The sequence below is a fragment of the Moorena sp. SIO3A2 genome (assembly GCF_010672265.1).
Lineage (GTDB): Bacteria > Cyanobacteriota > Cyanobacteriia > Cyanobacteriales > Coleofasciculaceae > Moorena > Moorena producens.
This window is the reverse complement of the sequence record NZ_JAAHHC010000018.1, coordinates 30,508-45,324: the sequence shown is the minus strand read 5'-3', so window position 1 is coordinate 45,324 and position 14,817 is coordinate 30,508. Positions and strand designations below refer to the sequence as shown.

General features: G+C 42.6%; 15 protein-coding genes. 8 read left to right on the top strand and 7 right to left on the bottom strand.

Annotated features, from left to right (window positions below; all coding sequences use genetic code 11):
- Positions 1 to 59: 59 nt before the first annotated feature.
- Positions 60 to 278, top strand: a complete 219-nt coding sequence (locus F6K64_RS20735; protein ID WP_008185779.1) for a hypothetical protein — start codon at positions 60 to 62, stop codon at positions 276 to 278.
- Here the strand turns inward: F6K64_RS20735 and F6K64_RS20730 are convergent.
- Positions 275 to 1,921, bottom strand: a complete 1,647-nt coding sequence (locus F6K64_RS20730; protein WP_008185781.1) for an ABC transporter substrate-binding protein — start codon at positions 1,919 to 1,921, stop codon at positions 275 to 277. The two genes, F6K64_RS20735 and F6K64_RS20730, sit on opposite strands and share 4 nt — an antisense overlap.
- Positions 1,922 to 2,479: 558 nt before the next feature.
- Here F6K64_RS20730 and F6K64_RS20725 point away from each other — a divergent pair.
- From F6K64_RS20725 to F6K64_RS20715, 3 genes are all read left to right on the top strand, one after another.
- On the top strand, positions 2,480 to 3,646 hold the full coding sequence (locus F6K64_RS20725; protein ID WP_008185782.1) for a DUF6745 domain-containing protein: 1,167 nt from the start codon (positions 2,480 to 2,482) through the stop codon (positions 3,644 to 3,646).
- A gap of 284 nt (positions 3,647 to 3,930) precedes the next feature.
- A complete protein-coding gene (locus tag F6K64_RS20720; RefSeq protein ID WP_044493650.1) occupies positions 3,931 to 4,725 on the top strand; it encodes an RNA methyltransferase in 795 nt (264 codons plus the stop codon).
- A gap of 232 nt (positions 4,726 to 4,957) precedes the next feature.
- The gene (locus F6K64_RS20715) at positions 4,958 to 6,430 is read left to right on the top strand and encodes a hydrolase (RefSeq protein WP_008185787.1); all 1,473 of its coding nucleotides are present in this window, start codon (positions 4,958 to 4,960) and stop codon (positions 6,428 to 6,430) included.
- A gap of 32 nt (positions 6,431 to 6,462) precedes the next feature.
- Here F6K64_RS20715 and obgE read toward each other — a convergent pair whose 3' ends face one another.
- Both obgE and F6K64_RS20705 read right to left on the bottom strand, forming a co-directional pair.
- On the bottom strand, positions 6,463 to 7,512 hold the full coding sequence (gene obgE, locus F6K64_RS20710; RefSeq protein WP_008185790.1) for a GTPase ObgE: 1,050 nt from the start codon (positions 7,510 to 7,512) through the stop codon (positions 6,463 to 6,465).
- Between the two features lie 146 nt (positions 7,513 to 7,658).
- Positions 7,659 to 8,360 carry a Mo-dependent nitrogenase C-terminal domain-containing protein gene (locus F6K64_RS20705; RefSeq protein WP_008185791.1) on the bottom strand — a complete coding sequence of 234 codons (702 nt, stop codon included), beginning with the start codon at positions 8,358 to 8,360 and terminating at the stop codon, positions 7,659 to 7,661.
- Positions 8,361 to 8,495: 135 nt separating this feature from the next.
- On the opposite strand from F6K64_RS20705, the gene F6K64_RS20700 reads away from it, so the two are divergent.
- Both F6K64_RS20700 and F6K64_RS20695 read left to right on the top strand, forming a co-directional pair.
- On the top strand, positions 8,496 to 8,876 hold the full coding sequence (locus F6K64_RS20700; protein ID WP_131827148.1) for an EamA family transporter: 381 nt from the start codon (positions 8,496 to 8,498) through the stop codon (positions 8,874 to 8,876).
- 339 nt (positions 8,877 to 9,215) lie between these two features.
- Positions 9,216 to 10,106 (top strand): WecB/TagA/CpsF family glycosyltransferase, encoded by an 891-nt coding sequence (locus tag F6K64_RS20695; RefSeq protein ID WP_044493600.1) that lies wholly within the window; start codon positions 9,216 to 9,218, stop codon positions 10,104 to 10,106.
- Between the two features lie 396 nt (positions 10,107 to 10,502).
- On the opposite strand, the gene F6K64_RS20690 is transcribed toward F6K64_RS20695, so the two are convergent.
- Positions 10,503 to 10,700, bottom strand: a complete 198-nt coding sequence (locus F6K64_RS20690; protein ID WP_131827149.1) for a hypothetical protein — start codon at positions 10,698 to 10,700, stop codon at positions 10,503 to 10,505.
- A gap of 413 nt (positions 10,701 to 11,113) precedes the next feature.
- Here F6K64_RS20690 and F6K64_RS20685 point away from each other — a divergent pair, with 413 nt between their 5' ends.
- Both F6K64_RS20685 and F6K64_RS20680 read left to right on the top strand, forming a co-directional pair.
- Positions 11,114 to 11,443, top strand: coding sequence for a hypothetical protein (locus tag F6K64_RS20685; RefSeq protein WP_008185796.1), 330 nt, complete (start codon positions 11,114 to 11,116; stop codon positions 11,441 to 11,443).
- A 797-nt stretch (positions 11,444 to 12,240) separates the two neighbouring features.
- Positions 12,241 to 13,182 (top strand): glycosyltransferase family 2 protein, encoded by a 942-nt coding sequence (locus F6K64_RS20680; RefSeq protein WP_008185798.1) that lies wholly within the window; start codon positions 12,241 to 12,243, stop codon positions 13,180 to 13,182.
- Positions 13,183 to 13,200: 18 nt separating this feature from the next.
- Here F6K64_RS20680 and F6K64_RS20675 read toward each other — a convergent pair whose 3' ends face one another.
- The 3 genes from F6K64_RS20675 to rbp all read right to left on the bottom strand — a co-directional run bounded on the left by F6K64_RS20675 (position 13,201) and on the right by rbp (position 14,617).
- Positions 13,201 to 13,344 (bottom strand): hypothetical protein, encoded by a 144-nt coding sequence (locus F6K64_RS20675; protein WP_154659833.1) that lies wholly within the window; start codon positions 13,342 to 13,344, stop codon positions 13,201 to 13,203.
- An 81-nt stretch (positions 13,345 to 13,425) separates the two neighbouring features.
- Complete coding sequence (gene rpsU, locus F6K64_RS20670) at positions 13,426 to 13,626, bottom strand: 30S ribosomal protein S21 (RefSeq protein ID WP_008185800.1); 201 nt, start codon at positions 13,624 to 13,626, stop codon at positions 13,426 to 13,428.
- Between the two features lie 688 nt (positions 13,627 to 14,314).
- Positions 14,315 to 14,617 (bottom strand): RNA-binding regulator, encoded by a 303-nt coding sequence (gene rbp / locus F6K64_RS20665; RefSeq protein ID WP_008185801.1) that lies wholly within the window; start codon positions 14,615 to 14,617, stop codon positions 14,315 to 14,317.
- Positions 14,618 to 14,817: the final 200 nt, after the last annotated feature.

The following is a 14,817-nucleotide window of genomic DNA, read 5'->3' as shown; positions in this document are numbered from 1 at the left end:
ATCACCTACATTACCCGTTGAAACTGAGAAGAAAGGCTAAAAAAACGAGGTAGGTCAATATGAGTCGTTTTCAAGGGTCAAACCAAAATTATTTCAGTCAGCTTGATGTGGTTGCTGTGATGTTTTTCAGTTCTTTTGTACTTGGCTTTATTCCTATTAATATTGGTTTTAACCAAAACTTACCAGTTAATGAAGATTTTGTCAATCCAACAGAAGTAGAACTTTGGGGGGTTGAACTTTCCCCCGGCTTAAAGCACGGGGGCAGCCCGTTAACCTAATTTCCCTTATCAATCTCCCACAGTGGCAATTGTTGAATTGGGTCTAACTGGACATTCTTTAACCCTGACTGGGCAAAAGCATATTCCTTTGGTTGCCATAAGGGTATTAAGGGTACATCCTTTGCTAACAGTTCTTGGATCTCAGCAAAAATCTGCTTTCGAGCGGCTGGATCTGATTCCTGACGCTGTTGCTGAATCAGTTTATTGATGCGATCGCTATAGTAAAAGGATCCTTGAGAACGACTGGCTCCGGCTTCACACCCTTTCCCTTCCGAACCTTTAGTACAACTGACTAAGGGCTGAATAAAGTTATCGGGGTCAGAAAAGTCAGGATACCAATCGACTAAAGCACTCTGATAAACTCCCTTACCTAGATTGCCAAAGAAATTCGCTGACTCCACAGTTTGGGGCTGGATTTCCACAATTCCCCCAAGTTCCTGGGCAGCATATTCTTTCAGAAGACTCGCAAGTTGTTGCCGGGTTGCTGAACCTGAGGAATACCAAATTTCTAATGTCAACGGATTGTCTTTAGTAAATCCCGCTTTGGCTAGCAGTTCTTTGGCTTTGGCAATATTACCGTCACCGTAGGCGTCTTTAAAGGTGGGCTTGGAGACATCAAAGCTAGTGGGAATGATACTAAAGGCTGGTGCAGCTTGGTTTCTTAGCACCCGGTCGTTGATCAGTTTACGATTAACAATCGCAGCGATCGCTTGTCTGACTTCTGGTTTATCCAAGGGTGCCATCTGAGTATTGAGCACCATGTAGTTAATATTATTGCTGGGAGATTCTATGACTTGCCAACCACCAGAAGCTGCTCCTTTTTGCAAACTGAGGATTTGATCGGGATCTAAACTTTGATAACCAATGTCTACAGCACCGGTCTTGATGGAATTGAATAAATTAGCCGAATTGGTGAGGATTTGAACGTTTAATCCCTGATTGGGGGGTTTTTTACCCCAATATTCTTCAAACACATCTAGGCGAATCCCATTAGGACTAAACTTGACTAGCTTATAAGGACCAGTGCCTACAAATTTGGTCGGTTCAAATTTACCACTACCAATTTCATAGGCATTGGGGGAAACAGCACAGGTTCCAGAAAAAGCTAACAGTGCTGGAAAGGCAGCGAAGGGATTTTTGATTTTAATCGTCAGTTCGTACTCTCCAGAGGGTTCAATCGAATCTACCAAACCTTCCAGTAGAGAAGAGGGCTTGCCACCATTTTCGATAAACCGACGCAAGGAAAATGCCATGGCTTCAGCGTTAAATGGGGTGTTATCATGAAAGACTACACCTTGGCGTAGGGGAATGGTATAAGTTAAGCCATCCTTGCTGATGGTAGGCATAGCAGTTGCCAGTTGTGGCACTAATTCTGAGGTACCCAGCTTGTAGGTATAAAGGCGATCGCCTAAGCTGTAATGGATGTTACTAGCTGCTAGTTCGTAGGCATCGGCTGGATCGAGGGTTCTCGGTTTTAGGGTAGTACCGATGGTGAGTCTATTACTGTTACTGGTGATGGAGGAACCTGTCTGTTGATTGCTCGGAGAACCACCACAACTAATAATTAGGAAACAGCTACAGAGGAATAAAGCTAGGAATTTGGTAGTTGACCAGTGTTTGCGGGATAGGGTAAACCAGTTCATGCTTTGGTAATTGTGATTAGCGACGAGTAATTTCTTATCGTAGCTATCTTATAACCAATTTCAAAAAATCTAGCGTTGTAGAATACAGCGATGATTGATCTAGAGGGGGGTTCTTCCGTAATTAGTATGCTAATTTAGCCTAAAAAATAAACTATCAAAATATCAAAGCTATATAACGTAGTAGGTTTATTTAATTTAACTTATTATTTTAGCAGAAAATGTACCGAATAGCCATATTATTTAATCCTCAATCCTAAGCAGTCAAACACAAGCTGATAGCTGTTCGCGTAGCGTGCGCGTAGCGCATTACCTAAGAGCTTACCTAATACCTGAGAGCTTACCTAATTTGTGAATAATTGTTACAAAAAAACCTACTTTAGTATAAAAACACCCAGCTTAACCTGAATAACTAATTAGATCCCATAACTCCTAGCTAACTACCGTTGGATGAAAACACTTCCCCACTTACTACACTCAGCACTCAGCACTCAGCACTCAGCACTCAGCACTATTGTCAAATCGGGATTAAATGGGAATATAAAACACAGATATAGCGATATGTGGCAACCCAACATAAAACATCTTACCCCAGAGCAAGAGACTTTAATTTCATTTTATCAAGAAAAATGGCACAACTTATCTTTTTTAACTGGAGTTATTGATCGTCACGAAGCAACACTAGCCATAAACGCTGCCTATACAGCCATTGGCAAACCAGTACCAGATATTGTTTTTTGTGATAGCCCTTACGGTTTTTTTAAAATTATCCTGAACCAACTCCAGCAACACATTGACAGCCAACTAGAGAGTAAACTCCAGCCACGACTAGAGAGTCAATTAATCAGTCAACTACGGCAACATCTCAACACCCAACTCGGCAAAGAACTCCAACAAGAGCTACTCTACCAACTCGGGCAAAAGCTTAACATTAAACGGATTAGCCGTCAACTTGAAGAGAAACTGTGGCAACCCTTGGACACGTCCATGGGAACCCAACTACACAGGCAATTGCAAAACCAATTGTTATATGAACTAGATACCTCAAAAGTTAGCCAACAGCGAATTCGACTGGGCTTGCAAGTACTTGAACAACTTGGGACTGAATTGAGACTATTCATGTCACCCTTATACTGGAGTATTTACAGTAGTCGGTTTGACTTTTATATTTCCGTCTTAAATTGCCCTCACCATCAAACCACATGGCAAATATTCCAATCCCTAGCCAAACACTGTAGTTGGATGTTCCCATTTGAAAACATCTGCTTCGTTTGCGATCGCCCAACCAAGCTCTCCTTTGACACTCAACACCGCCTTCATAGAGAAGGACAGCCAGCCATGGAGTTTGCCGATGGATTCAGCTTATACTCTTATCATGGCGTGAAATTACCAGAAAAATACGGTAAAGTCAACCCCAAGCAGTGGCAAGCTGGGTGGCTTTTAGAAGAACCCAACGCTGAACTTAGGCGAGTCCTGATTGAGGGGATTGGTTACGCCCGAATTTGCCAAGACCTAGAAGCACAGCGATTAGATTCCTGGGAAGAATACACCCTATTAAAAATTAATAACGATATCGATATCGAGCCAATTTTTCTACTCAAGATGACTTGTCCTAGCACCAACTTTGTTCACATTATGCGAGTGCCGCCTCATGTAGAATCAGCCCGTGAGGCAATTCGCTGGGTAAATTGGAATACTGATCCAGAGGAATTTTTAGTCCAGACTTGAGTCCAACTCAGGTTAATATCAAGTGGTTAATACCAAAGTTGCCTTCAAACATAGCACCATTCCCATCACCAGGGATAAGAGGGAGCAGGACTTACGGAACGACTCTAAGGGACTCTAGCTGTAGGGTGCCTTAATAACGCAGCCTACAACATCAGCGCGTTTGTTGCCCAGTTTGGCGTAAGTCTTGAACTTGCACAAATGGTGCAACTGTTTTGTGGTTGAAGGGTGACCTTCAACCTACCCAACAAGGGACGCCTGGGCAAGAACAACCTTCAACCTTGAAAATGTATATGGGAGTCAGGATTGTTTTAGTAGAACCCGCTGGTCCATTGAATGTGGGTTCTGTAGCACGAGTGATGAAAAATATGGGGTTATCGCAGCTCGTGCTAGTGAATCCTCAGTGTGACCATCTCAGCCAAGACGCACAGCAGATGGCAGTGCACGGGGTAGATATCTTAGAAAAAGCCCAAGTCGTAGCAACCATACCAGATGGCTTAGTCGGGTGTCAAAGAGCGATCGCAACCACCGCTCGTAGCCGCGCCATCCCCACTACTCTCGAACATCCCAGAACCGCCTTACCCTGGTTATTGTCAGCTGGCGTAACCTCTGCCCTGATTTTTGGGCCTGAATCTAGGGGATTGAGCAATGATGAACTCAATCATGCTCAGCGGTTTGTCCGGATTCCCACTAGTTCCACCTATCCAGTCTTAAACCTAGCCCAAGCCGTAACAGTGTGCTGTTATGAACTTTATCAATATCAACTTTATCAAAGTACACACCAGCCATCACCCGTCCCAAGTCAACCCTTATCCCCCGCTCCCCCCTACCAAGATTCTGCTCCTTTGGACCTGATAGAACGCTACTCTAACCATCTAGAAGCCCTACTATTGAAAATTGGTTATCTTTACCCCCATACCAAAGCAGCACGGATGGAAAAGCTGCGACGTCTATTAAACCGAGCAACCCCCACCACAGAAGAGATCAACATGCTCAGAGGAATGGTCCGCCAGGTAGAATGGGCGCTACAATTTTTGCCAAAGTCTGGGGTAGATGATCCATCAAAACCAAACCAGTCCTAAAATAGGCTTGCATAGGTTCTATTGGAGGTGTGATAGATGGGCGCTTCAACTGTTGATACTAGATCAAAACTCTGTAATCGGAAGACTCAAGAAAAACTGAAAGGGAACCTTGATAGCGCTACATTCATTAAAGTTCTCTCCCTTATGATTAGACCATACTCAGAAAATTCCGAGAACTAGCAGATTGTTTCGGGTTTTATGTATCTGGTAAACCTCAGCCTAAGATTCAGCAGTGGAAAAACAACAGAAACCAACCTCCTCCCGCCGCCGCCCGCGTCGCCACGTTAGCAAACAGCCACAAACTAAGGACATTAAACCCTCCAAATCCCAACCAAAACAGAAAGCGCGCCGCCAAAGCTCATCCGCAAAATCACATAAATCTCGGTCAACCCCGCCACCTACCCCCCGTACCCGTGCTCGTCTATCCCGTTCACCAAAACCTTCTACAATTCGCTCCAGTCAATCCCAACTGAGGGTAGCATACCGAACACCCCATTTACCAAACCTTCGTAGAAGAGTCAATCCCTTTGCCACACCAGCGTCCTCATCCTTGCCCACCATAACCAATGCTCGTAATCCAATTCGGCAACGTCCTCAGCCACAATTAGTTGCTGATTTATCCTCTAAATCCTCCAAACCAAGCCGACTAAAGGCTAGCCTACCCCTCCCCAATCCCCTAAATCATCAATCTGTACAAATTCGGAGAACTCGCCGAGAACGCCGTTCCGAAAACTCCTCTACCCGGCTTTGGATTTTGATTATCCGTTTGCTGATTGTAGGAATTGGTCTCGGAGCGATCGCAGGTACCGTATTATCCAGCTTGGGTACTGCTAGCCAACCATCTACCAAAACCACAGACAATGCTCCCATTGAAGTCCAGCAGAGTTTGAGTCAGACAATTAGTTCTCAATTGACACCCCTGCTGCTGAACAAATCTCCCTTACAAAAACAAATTCAAACTCTAGTAAAGCAACACCCCCAATTGCAACCGGGAATCTTCATCCATGATCTTGATACCGGTGCTTTCCTAGAATCAAATAGCCGTCTAATTTTTCCTGCTGCTAGCACCATTAAGTTACCAATTCTAATTGCTTTCTTTCAGGATGTAGATGCAGGCAAAGTTTTATTAGATGAATATATAACCATGAAACCAGAGATGATTGCTGGTGGTTCTGGAAACATGCAATATCAAAAACCAGGCAAACAGTACAAAGCTCTGGAAGTAGCCACCAAAATGATCACCATTAGTGATAACACGGCTACGAATATGCTGATTGAACGTCTTGGTGGCATCGAAGTTCTCAATCAACGATTCCGCTCTTGGGGTTTGAAAAAAACTGTACTGCGCAACCCCCTACCAGATTTGCCAGGAACAAACACCACTAGCCCAAGAGAACTAGCTAGTTTGATTTTTAACCTTGAGCAAGGTAAGTGGATTTCTCCCCAATCTCGTACTGACCTGATTGATATCATGATCCAAACTAAGACCAACACCTTATTACCCCAAGGACTAGGTAATGGTGCCACCATTGCCCACAAAACTGGCACCCTTGGCCGACTACTGGCCGATGTAGGTTTGGTAAAAATGCCCAACGGCAAGCGTTACATTATCTCTGTAATGGTCAAACGCCCCTTTAATGATGCCAGTGCCGAAAAACTGATTCGCACCATTTCTCGACAAGTCTATGACTACTTTAATAATTAGCCATTAATAATTAGTCATTTCTTAATTACCGGTTAAACCTTGACAGTTGACTGTGGAAGGTTGACTGTTGTCTTTGAGCAATCTGCCACTGACAACTGATCTAGAGATTGCCAGATTTTCGATAACAAAGCATCCAAGCCGATTTTAGCAACAGCTGAAATCGAAAAAACTGGTACCTGAGTAAGCTGATTTAGGTAAGTAGAAACCTCTTCGATCATGTCTTGATCAACCGCATCTACTTTATTAAGGGCAAGAATTTGGGGACGCTCTGGCAATTCTCTGCCATAGGCTTGTAACTCCTGTTGAATGGTTTGATAATCAGCAATCGGGTCAGCAGCAGTAATATCAATCAAATGCAGTAACAAGCGAGTGCGTTCGATATGACGTAGGAAGTCGTGACCGAGACCAATACCTTGATGAGCTCCAGCAATCAACCCAGGAATGTCAGCAAATACAGTACCATCCCCAGTTGGTTTACGAACCACACCTAAATTCGGAATCAAAGTGGTAAAGGGGTAATTGGCTATCTTGGGTCGTGCCGCTGAGAGTGCTGAAATCAGAGTAGACTTACCAGCATTAGGTAGACCAATAATGCCCACCTCCGCCAGTAACTTCAACTCTAAGCGTAACCTCAATTGCTCTCCTGGTAGTCCAGGTAACGCATGCTCTGGTGCGCGATTGTGATTACTCAGGAAATGCCGATTTCCCAAACCTCCTTTACCACCCTTGGCAACACAAAGCATTTGCCGAGGTTGCACCAAATCCCCCAGCATTTCTCCCGTGTCAGCATTGTAAACAACCGTGCCACAGGGAACTTCAATAATGCGATCGCTACCATTTTTTCCCGTCCGATTATTAGGGCCTCCCCGACCCCCATTCTCAGCTCGAAAGCAATGGGCGTATTTAAAATCTAGCAACGTTTGCAGGTGCTCTATAGCATTCAAAATCACGCTACCCCCCCGACCACCATTACCCCCCGCCGGTCCTCCAGCAGGAACATACTTTTCCCGCCGAAACGCCACAATTCCATCGCCCCCGTTACCAGCGACAACTTCAATTTCTGCTTGGTCGATAAATTGCATAATTAGTTCTTAGTCCTTAGTGTTTTCTTGACACCAGTCAGTTGACCCCATTCTCCTTAATCAATCTAACTACGAATGACCAATGACTAATGACTAGTCACCAATGACTAATGACTAATCACCAATCACCAATTACCAATCACCACTTATAAATAAGATGAAACATCTTCACCACAATCATCGGCTAAATAAGATAAAGCCCGGAAGCGCAAGCCGACTAACTGATCATAGAGAGGATTAAGCTTACACATCGGTGGGATGTGGACGATTTTGTGATTAAATAGCTTCACGTCCCGTTCAAACGGACACTGAGCAGGAATCAGTTTGCACATAAATCGAGCAACACGTGGGTCATTAACATCCATACCATCTAACCAATCCCGTACTGGCTGTAGAATATCCGAATGGGGATGGTCAGAACTTCCTGGTTCTTGAGCTAACGCATCAGCAGAATCCCTTTGCTCAGTTGCCTTATCGTCATAAAGAGTTACCTGCAGTGATTCAAGAGCCTCAACCTTATGACCTAGTGCTTCACAGAACTGGTCTAGAACATCAGCTTCAGTCGCAGAGTACACCCCATCTGCCAAGGCTACCATTACAGCAGTTCGTAGAAAATTCTCTGCCGTTGTGTTATCCTTACCTAAAGCTGCTGCCAGTTCTTCAGGAGTAATCGGTTGATCAAAAGACTGCAAATCAGTACCAGGAGCCAATGTCTCCTGGGTGATTTGAGCCATAACCTCTTGTTCTTCAGGGTCAAAGTGACCATCAGCCCAGGCAACGGCAAATAAACCCCGCAGCCAAGCTGAAATCTGTTCTTCGGTGTAGGTAGCAGTGCTGGAAGTAGCCATAAATACTTAAAATCAATCTCCTAACACTATTTTAGGAGCAATCACAATAACTTAAGCTCCTGAAGGTTGAAGCCTATAGCATCAAACTAGCAATCGGATTAAGAAGCATCGACCACTTGTAATTCTGAGATATTCGTGAATCTAGCAGAATTTAGTCTTTTCTTAATGTCAGTCCTAACCAGTGCTACTGGACAGTTCTTGCTCAAAACTGGAGCCGAAAAGCTGGAAAAAGTTAACGCTAGCAATTGGCTAGATCAGATTTTCAGTATACCCAAGACCCCAGAAATTATAGCAGGGCTAAGTTGTTATGGTTTAGGGGCACTGGCATACATTTTGTTGCTGACGCGGGTAAATCTCAGCGTTGCTGGTCCTTCAGTATCCTTGACTTACGTCTTCTCCGTACTGATGGGCTATTTTTTCTTTAAGGAAACCATCCCCGTTAGCCGTGCCGTGGGGTTGGGTTTGATTATCTGCGGTGTAATGTTGGTAATTTGGAAAAAATCAGTTAGTCATTAGTCATTTGTCAAGACTATGGATGTAAGCCTCTTGTTTACCCGGCTTTTTTAGGGGGGTAATGGGGGGATACCATCCAACCATACAAGCCTTTTACCTACTCAGGACTTACCCACTCAGATCTGTAAAATCAGATCTGTAAAACTGCTGTAATTCCCTATTCCCGGTTCTTTCCAGAGCCGAAGTTCCCTATTGGCTAAAACCTTAATTTCTCGATCAGCTGCGTAAGTCCTACTTGTGATACACACACATAACTTATTCATAAGTTTGACATCGTGAAAACGCGATCGCGAACAACAGGTGGCAATACTGTAAATAATCACTAGTCTAACTATTACGGCAATGGCAATAAAAAATCAACGGAATGAATTAGATTATTTACCTGCTATTAATGTACATTTGCTAGAGCGTAGAATATCTTGTGTAACCGTCCCTAGGATTGTAGACGCCATTCATGCCGCTTGCGTTGAAGACAGAAAAATAACCGTAGCTCACTATAACGTACATAGTTTTAATTTTTCAATGCAGCTCCCATGGTTCTATGAATTTATCCAAAGTGCAGAAATCGCCCATTGTGACGGTATGGGTATATTAAAAGCCCTTCAGTTTATGGGGTACAATTTATCCCTAAAATACCGCGCATCTTACACACTATTAATGCCCAAATTACTGGATAATTTTAACCAAAATAGTTTGTCAATGTTTCTGCTGGGGTCAAAGCCTAAGCATCTAGAAACAGCCCTTAATAACCTTAGACAACAATACCCCAATATTATTGTCGATGGTCATCACGGATATTTTGATAAAGAAGACCCCAGCCAAAATGAAGAGATAATTAATAAAATTAACCAGGCAAAACCTAATATTTTATTAGTAGGCATGGGTATGCCAATTCAAGAAAAATGGATTTGGCAGCATCGTAGTCGTATTAATGTCAATGTGTTCATGCCTTGTGGTGCAGTGATCGACCGATTAGCAGGTTTGGTTCCTGACTGTCCAGAATTTATTTCCAATCTTGGTGGAGAGTGGCTTTATCGTCTATCCCGTGAACCCAAACGTCTCGCAGCTCGCTACTTACTCGGTAATCCAGCCTTTTTCTTTCAACTTGCTCTAGCTAAATTTTATGCACAACCTTTGAGAGTAGAGAAGATGGGGTACATGCTAAATGGACAAAAACACAGTTTAGACGAGCCTGTAAGCCTTCTTTCACCATTACCTCAGGGAATGAACTAGCAAAATCAGGATGTACCTGATGTGTAGCTGTTAGTCAGTTCTAGCCAGTCAACTCAGAATAACTGAGAAAATTAATTTTATTAATTTTGTCTCAGTCATGGTGCAATAACACCATGATCGTGATTCATACCAAGTGATACTAAGTTGCATTCATACTTAGCACTTTCTTCCCATCACCCCATCACTCCATCACCTTTTGAGGAAGATACTATCTTTGATCCCAACTTAGTATCAATTGCCCATTAGCTACGGTTGACATTTACAAAGCACTTCGTATATTGCAGGTATATTTCCGTATTTTAGAGTGTCGGTTCACTGATCACTATTGACATAGGCAAAATGCTGTGAATACCCTGGCACCATCCCCCCACTAAGCCTGCGGCTAAGCTGGGGGTCTTATGTAGTGTATGGTTGTATCCCAATTGTATAGGCACCACAGAGGTAATTCACCAACCTTCCAAGATCGGGAGAAAGTTTTGGAGTTTCCACAAAGACACTGCTTTCATGATCGATAATTTTTCTGCTTGAGAGTAATAGTGTTACTTTTTCTCCACTAATGGGAATTCTGTCATTAGATAGTCTGAGATTTCTCACTTAGCCAGGGCAATGCTTTTATTGCCCGTTTTCTGATTACTCTTTTCAATGCTAGTCTCCTTAACTACTTCTCTATCCTTACTTTTCCCTTGAATAGGAAAATCAGGGTAGTCAGGAAAACGAAAACATAGATATGGCAAGGCAAACCCAAAACTGGATTAGTTTTTTAGCAGCTTAGCTTCAAGATAGGTCAGATGGATCACACACTAGCCAAGATCATCAGTAAATCAAAATACGTATCATTTGATATCTTTGATACCGCAATTATACGCAATGTTTTAGAGCCAAGTGATGTCTTTACACTGGTTCAAAGGCAGTATGAGTATTGTCATTCCGAGTTATTACCAAATTATCCTAAGCTTAGGCAAAAAGCATAAAAAAAATCTAGGGAAAAACTCTGGAGACGAGAACAAGTGTCAGAAGTTACCTTGGATACCATATTTGAGTGTTTGGTAGAATATTTTGGAGTTAATGACCAAACGGCACAAATACTCAAAAAAATTGAAATAGAAACCGAAAGGGATGTTTGCCGACGTAATGAATTTATTTTTTCGGTCTATAACTATTGCCGAGAAAATCAAAAACAGATTATTTTCATCTCAGATATGTATCTCCTATCGGTGATTAATAAAATTCTTCATGCCGCAGGCTATGATCAGAGTGACAATCTATTTTTGTCTTCTGCTATAGGGAAAACTAAATTTATGGGAGATATTTATCCATATGTTCTTGAACAGCTATGATGTACCCCAAATGATATCCTTCACATTGGTGATAATTATCATTCCGATGTTTTGAATGCCAAAGCAAATGGCTTATTAAGTTATTTTTATGAAAATCAAAGAGAGAGAGCTATTAATAATTATTGGTTTCAAAAGTAAAAATTTCATCAGCTTATAACCAAAAAATATATCGATAGTTCATTTTACCTAGCAACCCTTATCAATCAGTATTATAGCAGAAGTCAAAAGTCAGAAGTCAGAAGTCAGAAGTCAAACTCTTGCGCTTACTTAGGTTTGAGACTTTTGTCATGTCCTAACTGCCCTGGCGACTGCTATATTGTGACCCTCAGGATAATCAAACGGGTGCATCTCATATTTGTAAACAAGCAGGGGCGGGGGCGCGGGGAGTCTGGAGATTTTATTATAATTTTTGGCTAATTGCAAAAGTGAGATGCACTCAATCAAACTAGCTGCGAGGAGTAATTTTGCTATAACTTCGGGTTTAATAATTTTGGGTTCCTTTTTTTTTGTTTCATGAATTGACTGATATCCCCCTACTAGTATTGAGATTTTATAAATTATTCAGTTAATTCAAATAATATTATTGGCGTAGGGGCTATATAAAGAGGTTGTTAGCTAATATTTATTCCTTTGATTACTTACAAATTTGAGTTGGTTTTGGTTCCCTAATTACCCAAGGGTAGCCATGCTTAATCAGTCCCTAAAACTAGTTATTTTTTTTTAAAAATATTGCCAATCATTAGGATTTATAATCAGCAGAAATTTTTCATTTTACATATCATCAGGAGGATATAACCTTGAAACCCTTAGTTAGTGTCGTAATACCTACCTATCGCAGACCAAAGTTAGTTAAACGAGCTGTTCAAAGCGCTCTAGCTCAAACCCTTAGTCAAATCGAAGTCATTGTTGTCATAGATGGTCCGAATGAGGCTACTTGTGCCTCACTCGCAGAAGTGGATGACTCCCGGCTAAGGGTGATTGAACTGCCCACCAATCAAGGTTGCACTGCCGCTCGTAGGGCGGGGATTGCTGCAGCTCAAGCCCCATGGATTGCTCATCTAGATGATGATGACGAATGGATGCCCCAAAAACTTGAACTGCAACTGGAAGCGGCTAATCGTTCCCAATACAAATACCCCATTGTTACCTGTTACCTAATTGCTCGGACTCCCCAAAACGATTCCATTTGGCCGAGAAGAATTCCCTCTAAATCAGAAGCACTGAGTGAATATCTGTTTGTTCGCAATACCTTCTTCCAGGGAGAAGGACTAATTCAAGCTTCAACTATTCTTACATCCAAAGAGTTATTGCAAAAAATCCCCCCCGGAAGCAGCGGTAAAATTCACGAAGATTGGGGCTGGGTGTTACGGGCGACTACTTTGGAAGAGGTAGGAATTGAGTTTGTGACTGAACCATTGTCAGTGTGGTATTTAGGAGAAAACCATCCTAGTATTAGTAGCACTACTAAATGGCGGACTTCATTAAACTGGATTCAAAATTTACAAGAGTTAGTTACACCCCGTGCTTACGCATCCTTTATCTTGACACAGGTAAGTTCAAGAGCTGCCTTCGCTGGTGAGTGGAAGGCATTTTTTCCCCTTCTCTGGGAAGCCATTCGCCATGGCAAACCCCTACCTATGGATATAATTTTGTACTTCGGTATGTGGCTAATCTCTCCCAAGACTCGACGCTGGTTGCGGAATTTACTGACTAAGAATCCTCAGCCATTAACAACTTGAGCAAAACATCAGGTTATATCAAGTCCGTTTTTGTCGTTTGTCATATTTAGTGTTCATAATGTAGTGTTCATAATCCAAGGTTGTTTTGGGTAATGGGTCACGGAAATAGGCAACGGGTAATCGGTAATGGTACAGGAGTAATCGCAATTGCCAATTACCCATTACCTCTTACCTATTACCCACGCCTTACAATAACGATGCTACCGGAGTGGATCTAAAAAATTAATCTAGCAATCTACCCTGCTAGAACCGTCTTCTACGGTTTCGGAGTCTTCGACGTTCCCGATGTCTCGCAATTTCTTTACGTTTGCGTTTTTGTGCAAATGTCTCAAAATGACGATTCTTTTTCATATCGGCAAAGATGCCAGCTTGGGAGACTTTTCGCTTAAATCGACGTAGGGCTGACTCTAACTGCTCATTTTCACCAACCACCACTTGGGTCATTCAATGTCCTCCTGTTTTGATCGCTTCCGTGGTCGAATAACAAGTCATCATTCATCCCATAAGTACAGGACAGGGCAAACCTCTGATTGACTGAGAAAACTCCTACAACTGACGGAAGGTGTTGGCATCTGGCCAGTTTTTAAAACGAATGGCTTATATCTCAAGTCCGTTGAAAATCATAATCTTGCACCTGGATAGCCTGCACTCGTCTATGGCAAAGAAATCCGAATTAAGCCTGCCAAAAGCAGGCTCTCAAATCCTTATTTTTTCCTTACTCCTTGTCAAGTGGACTGTGATGGTGTACCTCCACGCTTCAGCCTGGAGAGTTTGCTACAATATCTCCCTTAAAACTGACTTTAGCTATGAGCCGTGGAATTAATGATATTGTTGGTTAACTCACACACTACAACTAGTGTGATTCTCGATCTGAACACTGCCTATTTGGGTTTTCCTACTTTAGGTCTTAAACGTTCATACTTGTCTGAATCAAAAAGTTTAAGATGCCTTCAATCGACTGATAGACAGCAATCCTACCCACACTAGTATCTTCCAACTAGAGTTCGAGTTTGCTTTACCCTACCAGGATTACTCCCTAAATTCTGACGCGCAGGGTAGAACTAGACAGGGGTAAAACCCCTGCCCTGGGCTCAGACCTGAGAATTGGGTTTTGATTTAGATCAAAGCGAGCTTAGTAGCGACGAGCGCCGAAGTTATCACCTTTGCGACCGCCCCCAAATGAGTTTCTTTTTTCCCGAGGCTTGGCTTTATTGACTTTGAGCTCGCGCCCCATCCATTCAGCTCGATCAAGCTCTTCAATGGCCTTCGCTTCTTCCTCCTCTGTGTTCATTTCCACAAAAGCAAAGCCCCTTAAGCGACCTGTTTCGCGATCGGTGGGCATGTGAATTCGCTTGATTTCGCCATATTCTTCAAACACAGATTTCAGATCCTCTTCTGTCACCTCACGTGCAAGGTTACCAACATAGACAGACATACAATATCTCCAAAATTTGATTTATGTAGAGATAGAAATTTCGGAGGCATGCTTAGCAATATGAAACAGAAGAAACCTGTCAACACTGAAAACAAAAACTGCAACCGATACCTATACTCGCTTTTTATGATAACATAGACATTAACGTGACTAACCTCCTACTTGGGTTGTGCAATTAAGTTGTGCAATTAAGCTGTTGT

Excerpts from the sequence above, each read along its gene's own strand:
- F6K64_RS20675 (WP_154659833.1), bottom strand. The coding sequence starts at position 13,344 with ATGGGTAATTGGCAATTGCGATTACTCCTGTACCATTACCGATTACCC.
- F6K64_RS20720 (WP_044493650.1), top strand. The coding sequence starts at position 3,931 with ATGTATATGGGAGTCAGGATTGTTTTAGTAGAACCCGCTGGTCCATTG.
- rpsU (WP_008185800.1), bottom strand. The coding sequence starts at position 13,626 with ATGACCCAAGTGGTGGTTGGTGAAAATGAGCAGTTAGAGTCAGCCCTA.
- rbp (WP_008185801.1), bottom strand. The coding sequence starts at position 14,617 with ATGTCTGTCTATGTTGGTAACCTTGCACGTGAGGTGACAGAAGAGGAT.
- F6K64_RS20695 (WP_044493600.1), top strand. The coding sequence starts at position 9,216 with ATGGCAATAAAAAATCAACGGAATGAATTAGATTATTTACCTGCTATT.
- F6K64_RS20730 (WP_008185781.1), bottom strand. The coding sequence starts at position 1,921 with ATGAACTGGTTTACCCTATCCCGCAAACACTGGTCAACTACCAAATTC.
- F6K64_RS20705 (WP_008185791.1), bottom strand. The coding sequence starts at position 8,360 with ATGGCTACTTCCAGCACTGCTACCTACACCGAAGAACAGATTTCAGCT.
- obgE (WP_008185790.1), bottom strand. The coding sequence starts at position 7,512 with ATGCAATTTATCGACCAAGCAGAAATTGAAGTTGTCGCTGGTAACGGG.
- F6K64_RS20725 (WP_008185782.1), top strand. The coding sequence starts at position 2,480 with ATGTGGCAACCCAACATAAAACATCTTACCCCAGAGCAAGAGACTTTA.
- F6K64_RS20735 (WP_008185779.1), top strand. The coding sequence starts at position 60 with ATGAGTCGTTTTCAAGGGTCAAACCAAAATTATTTCAGTCAGCTTGAT.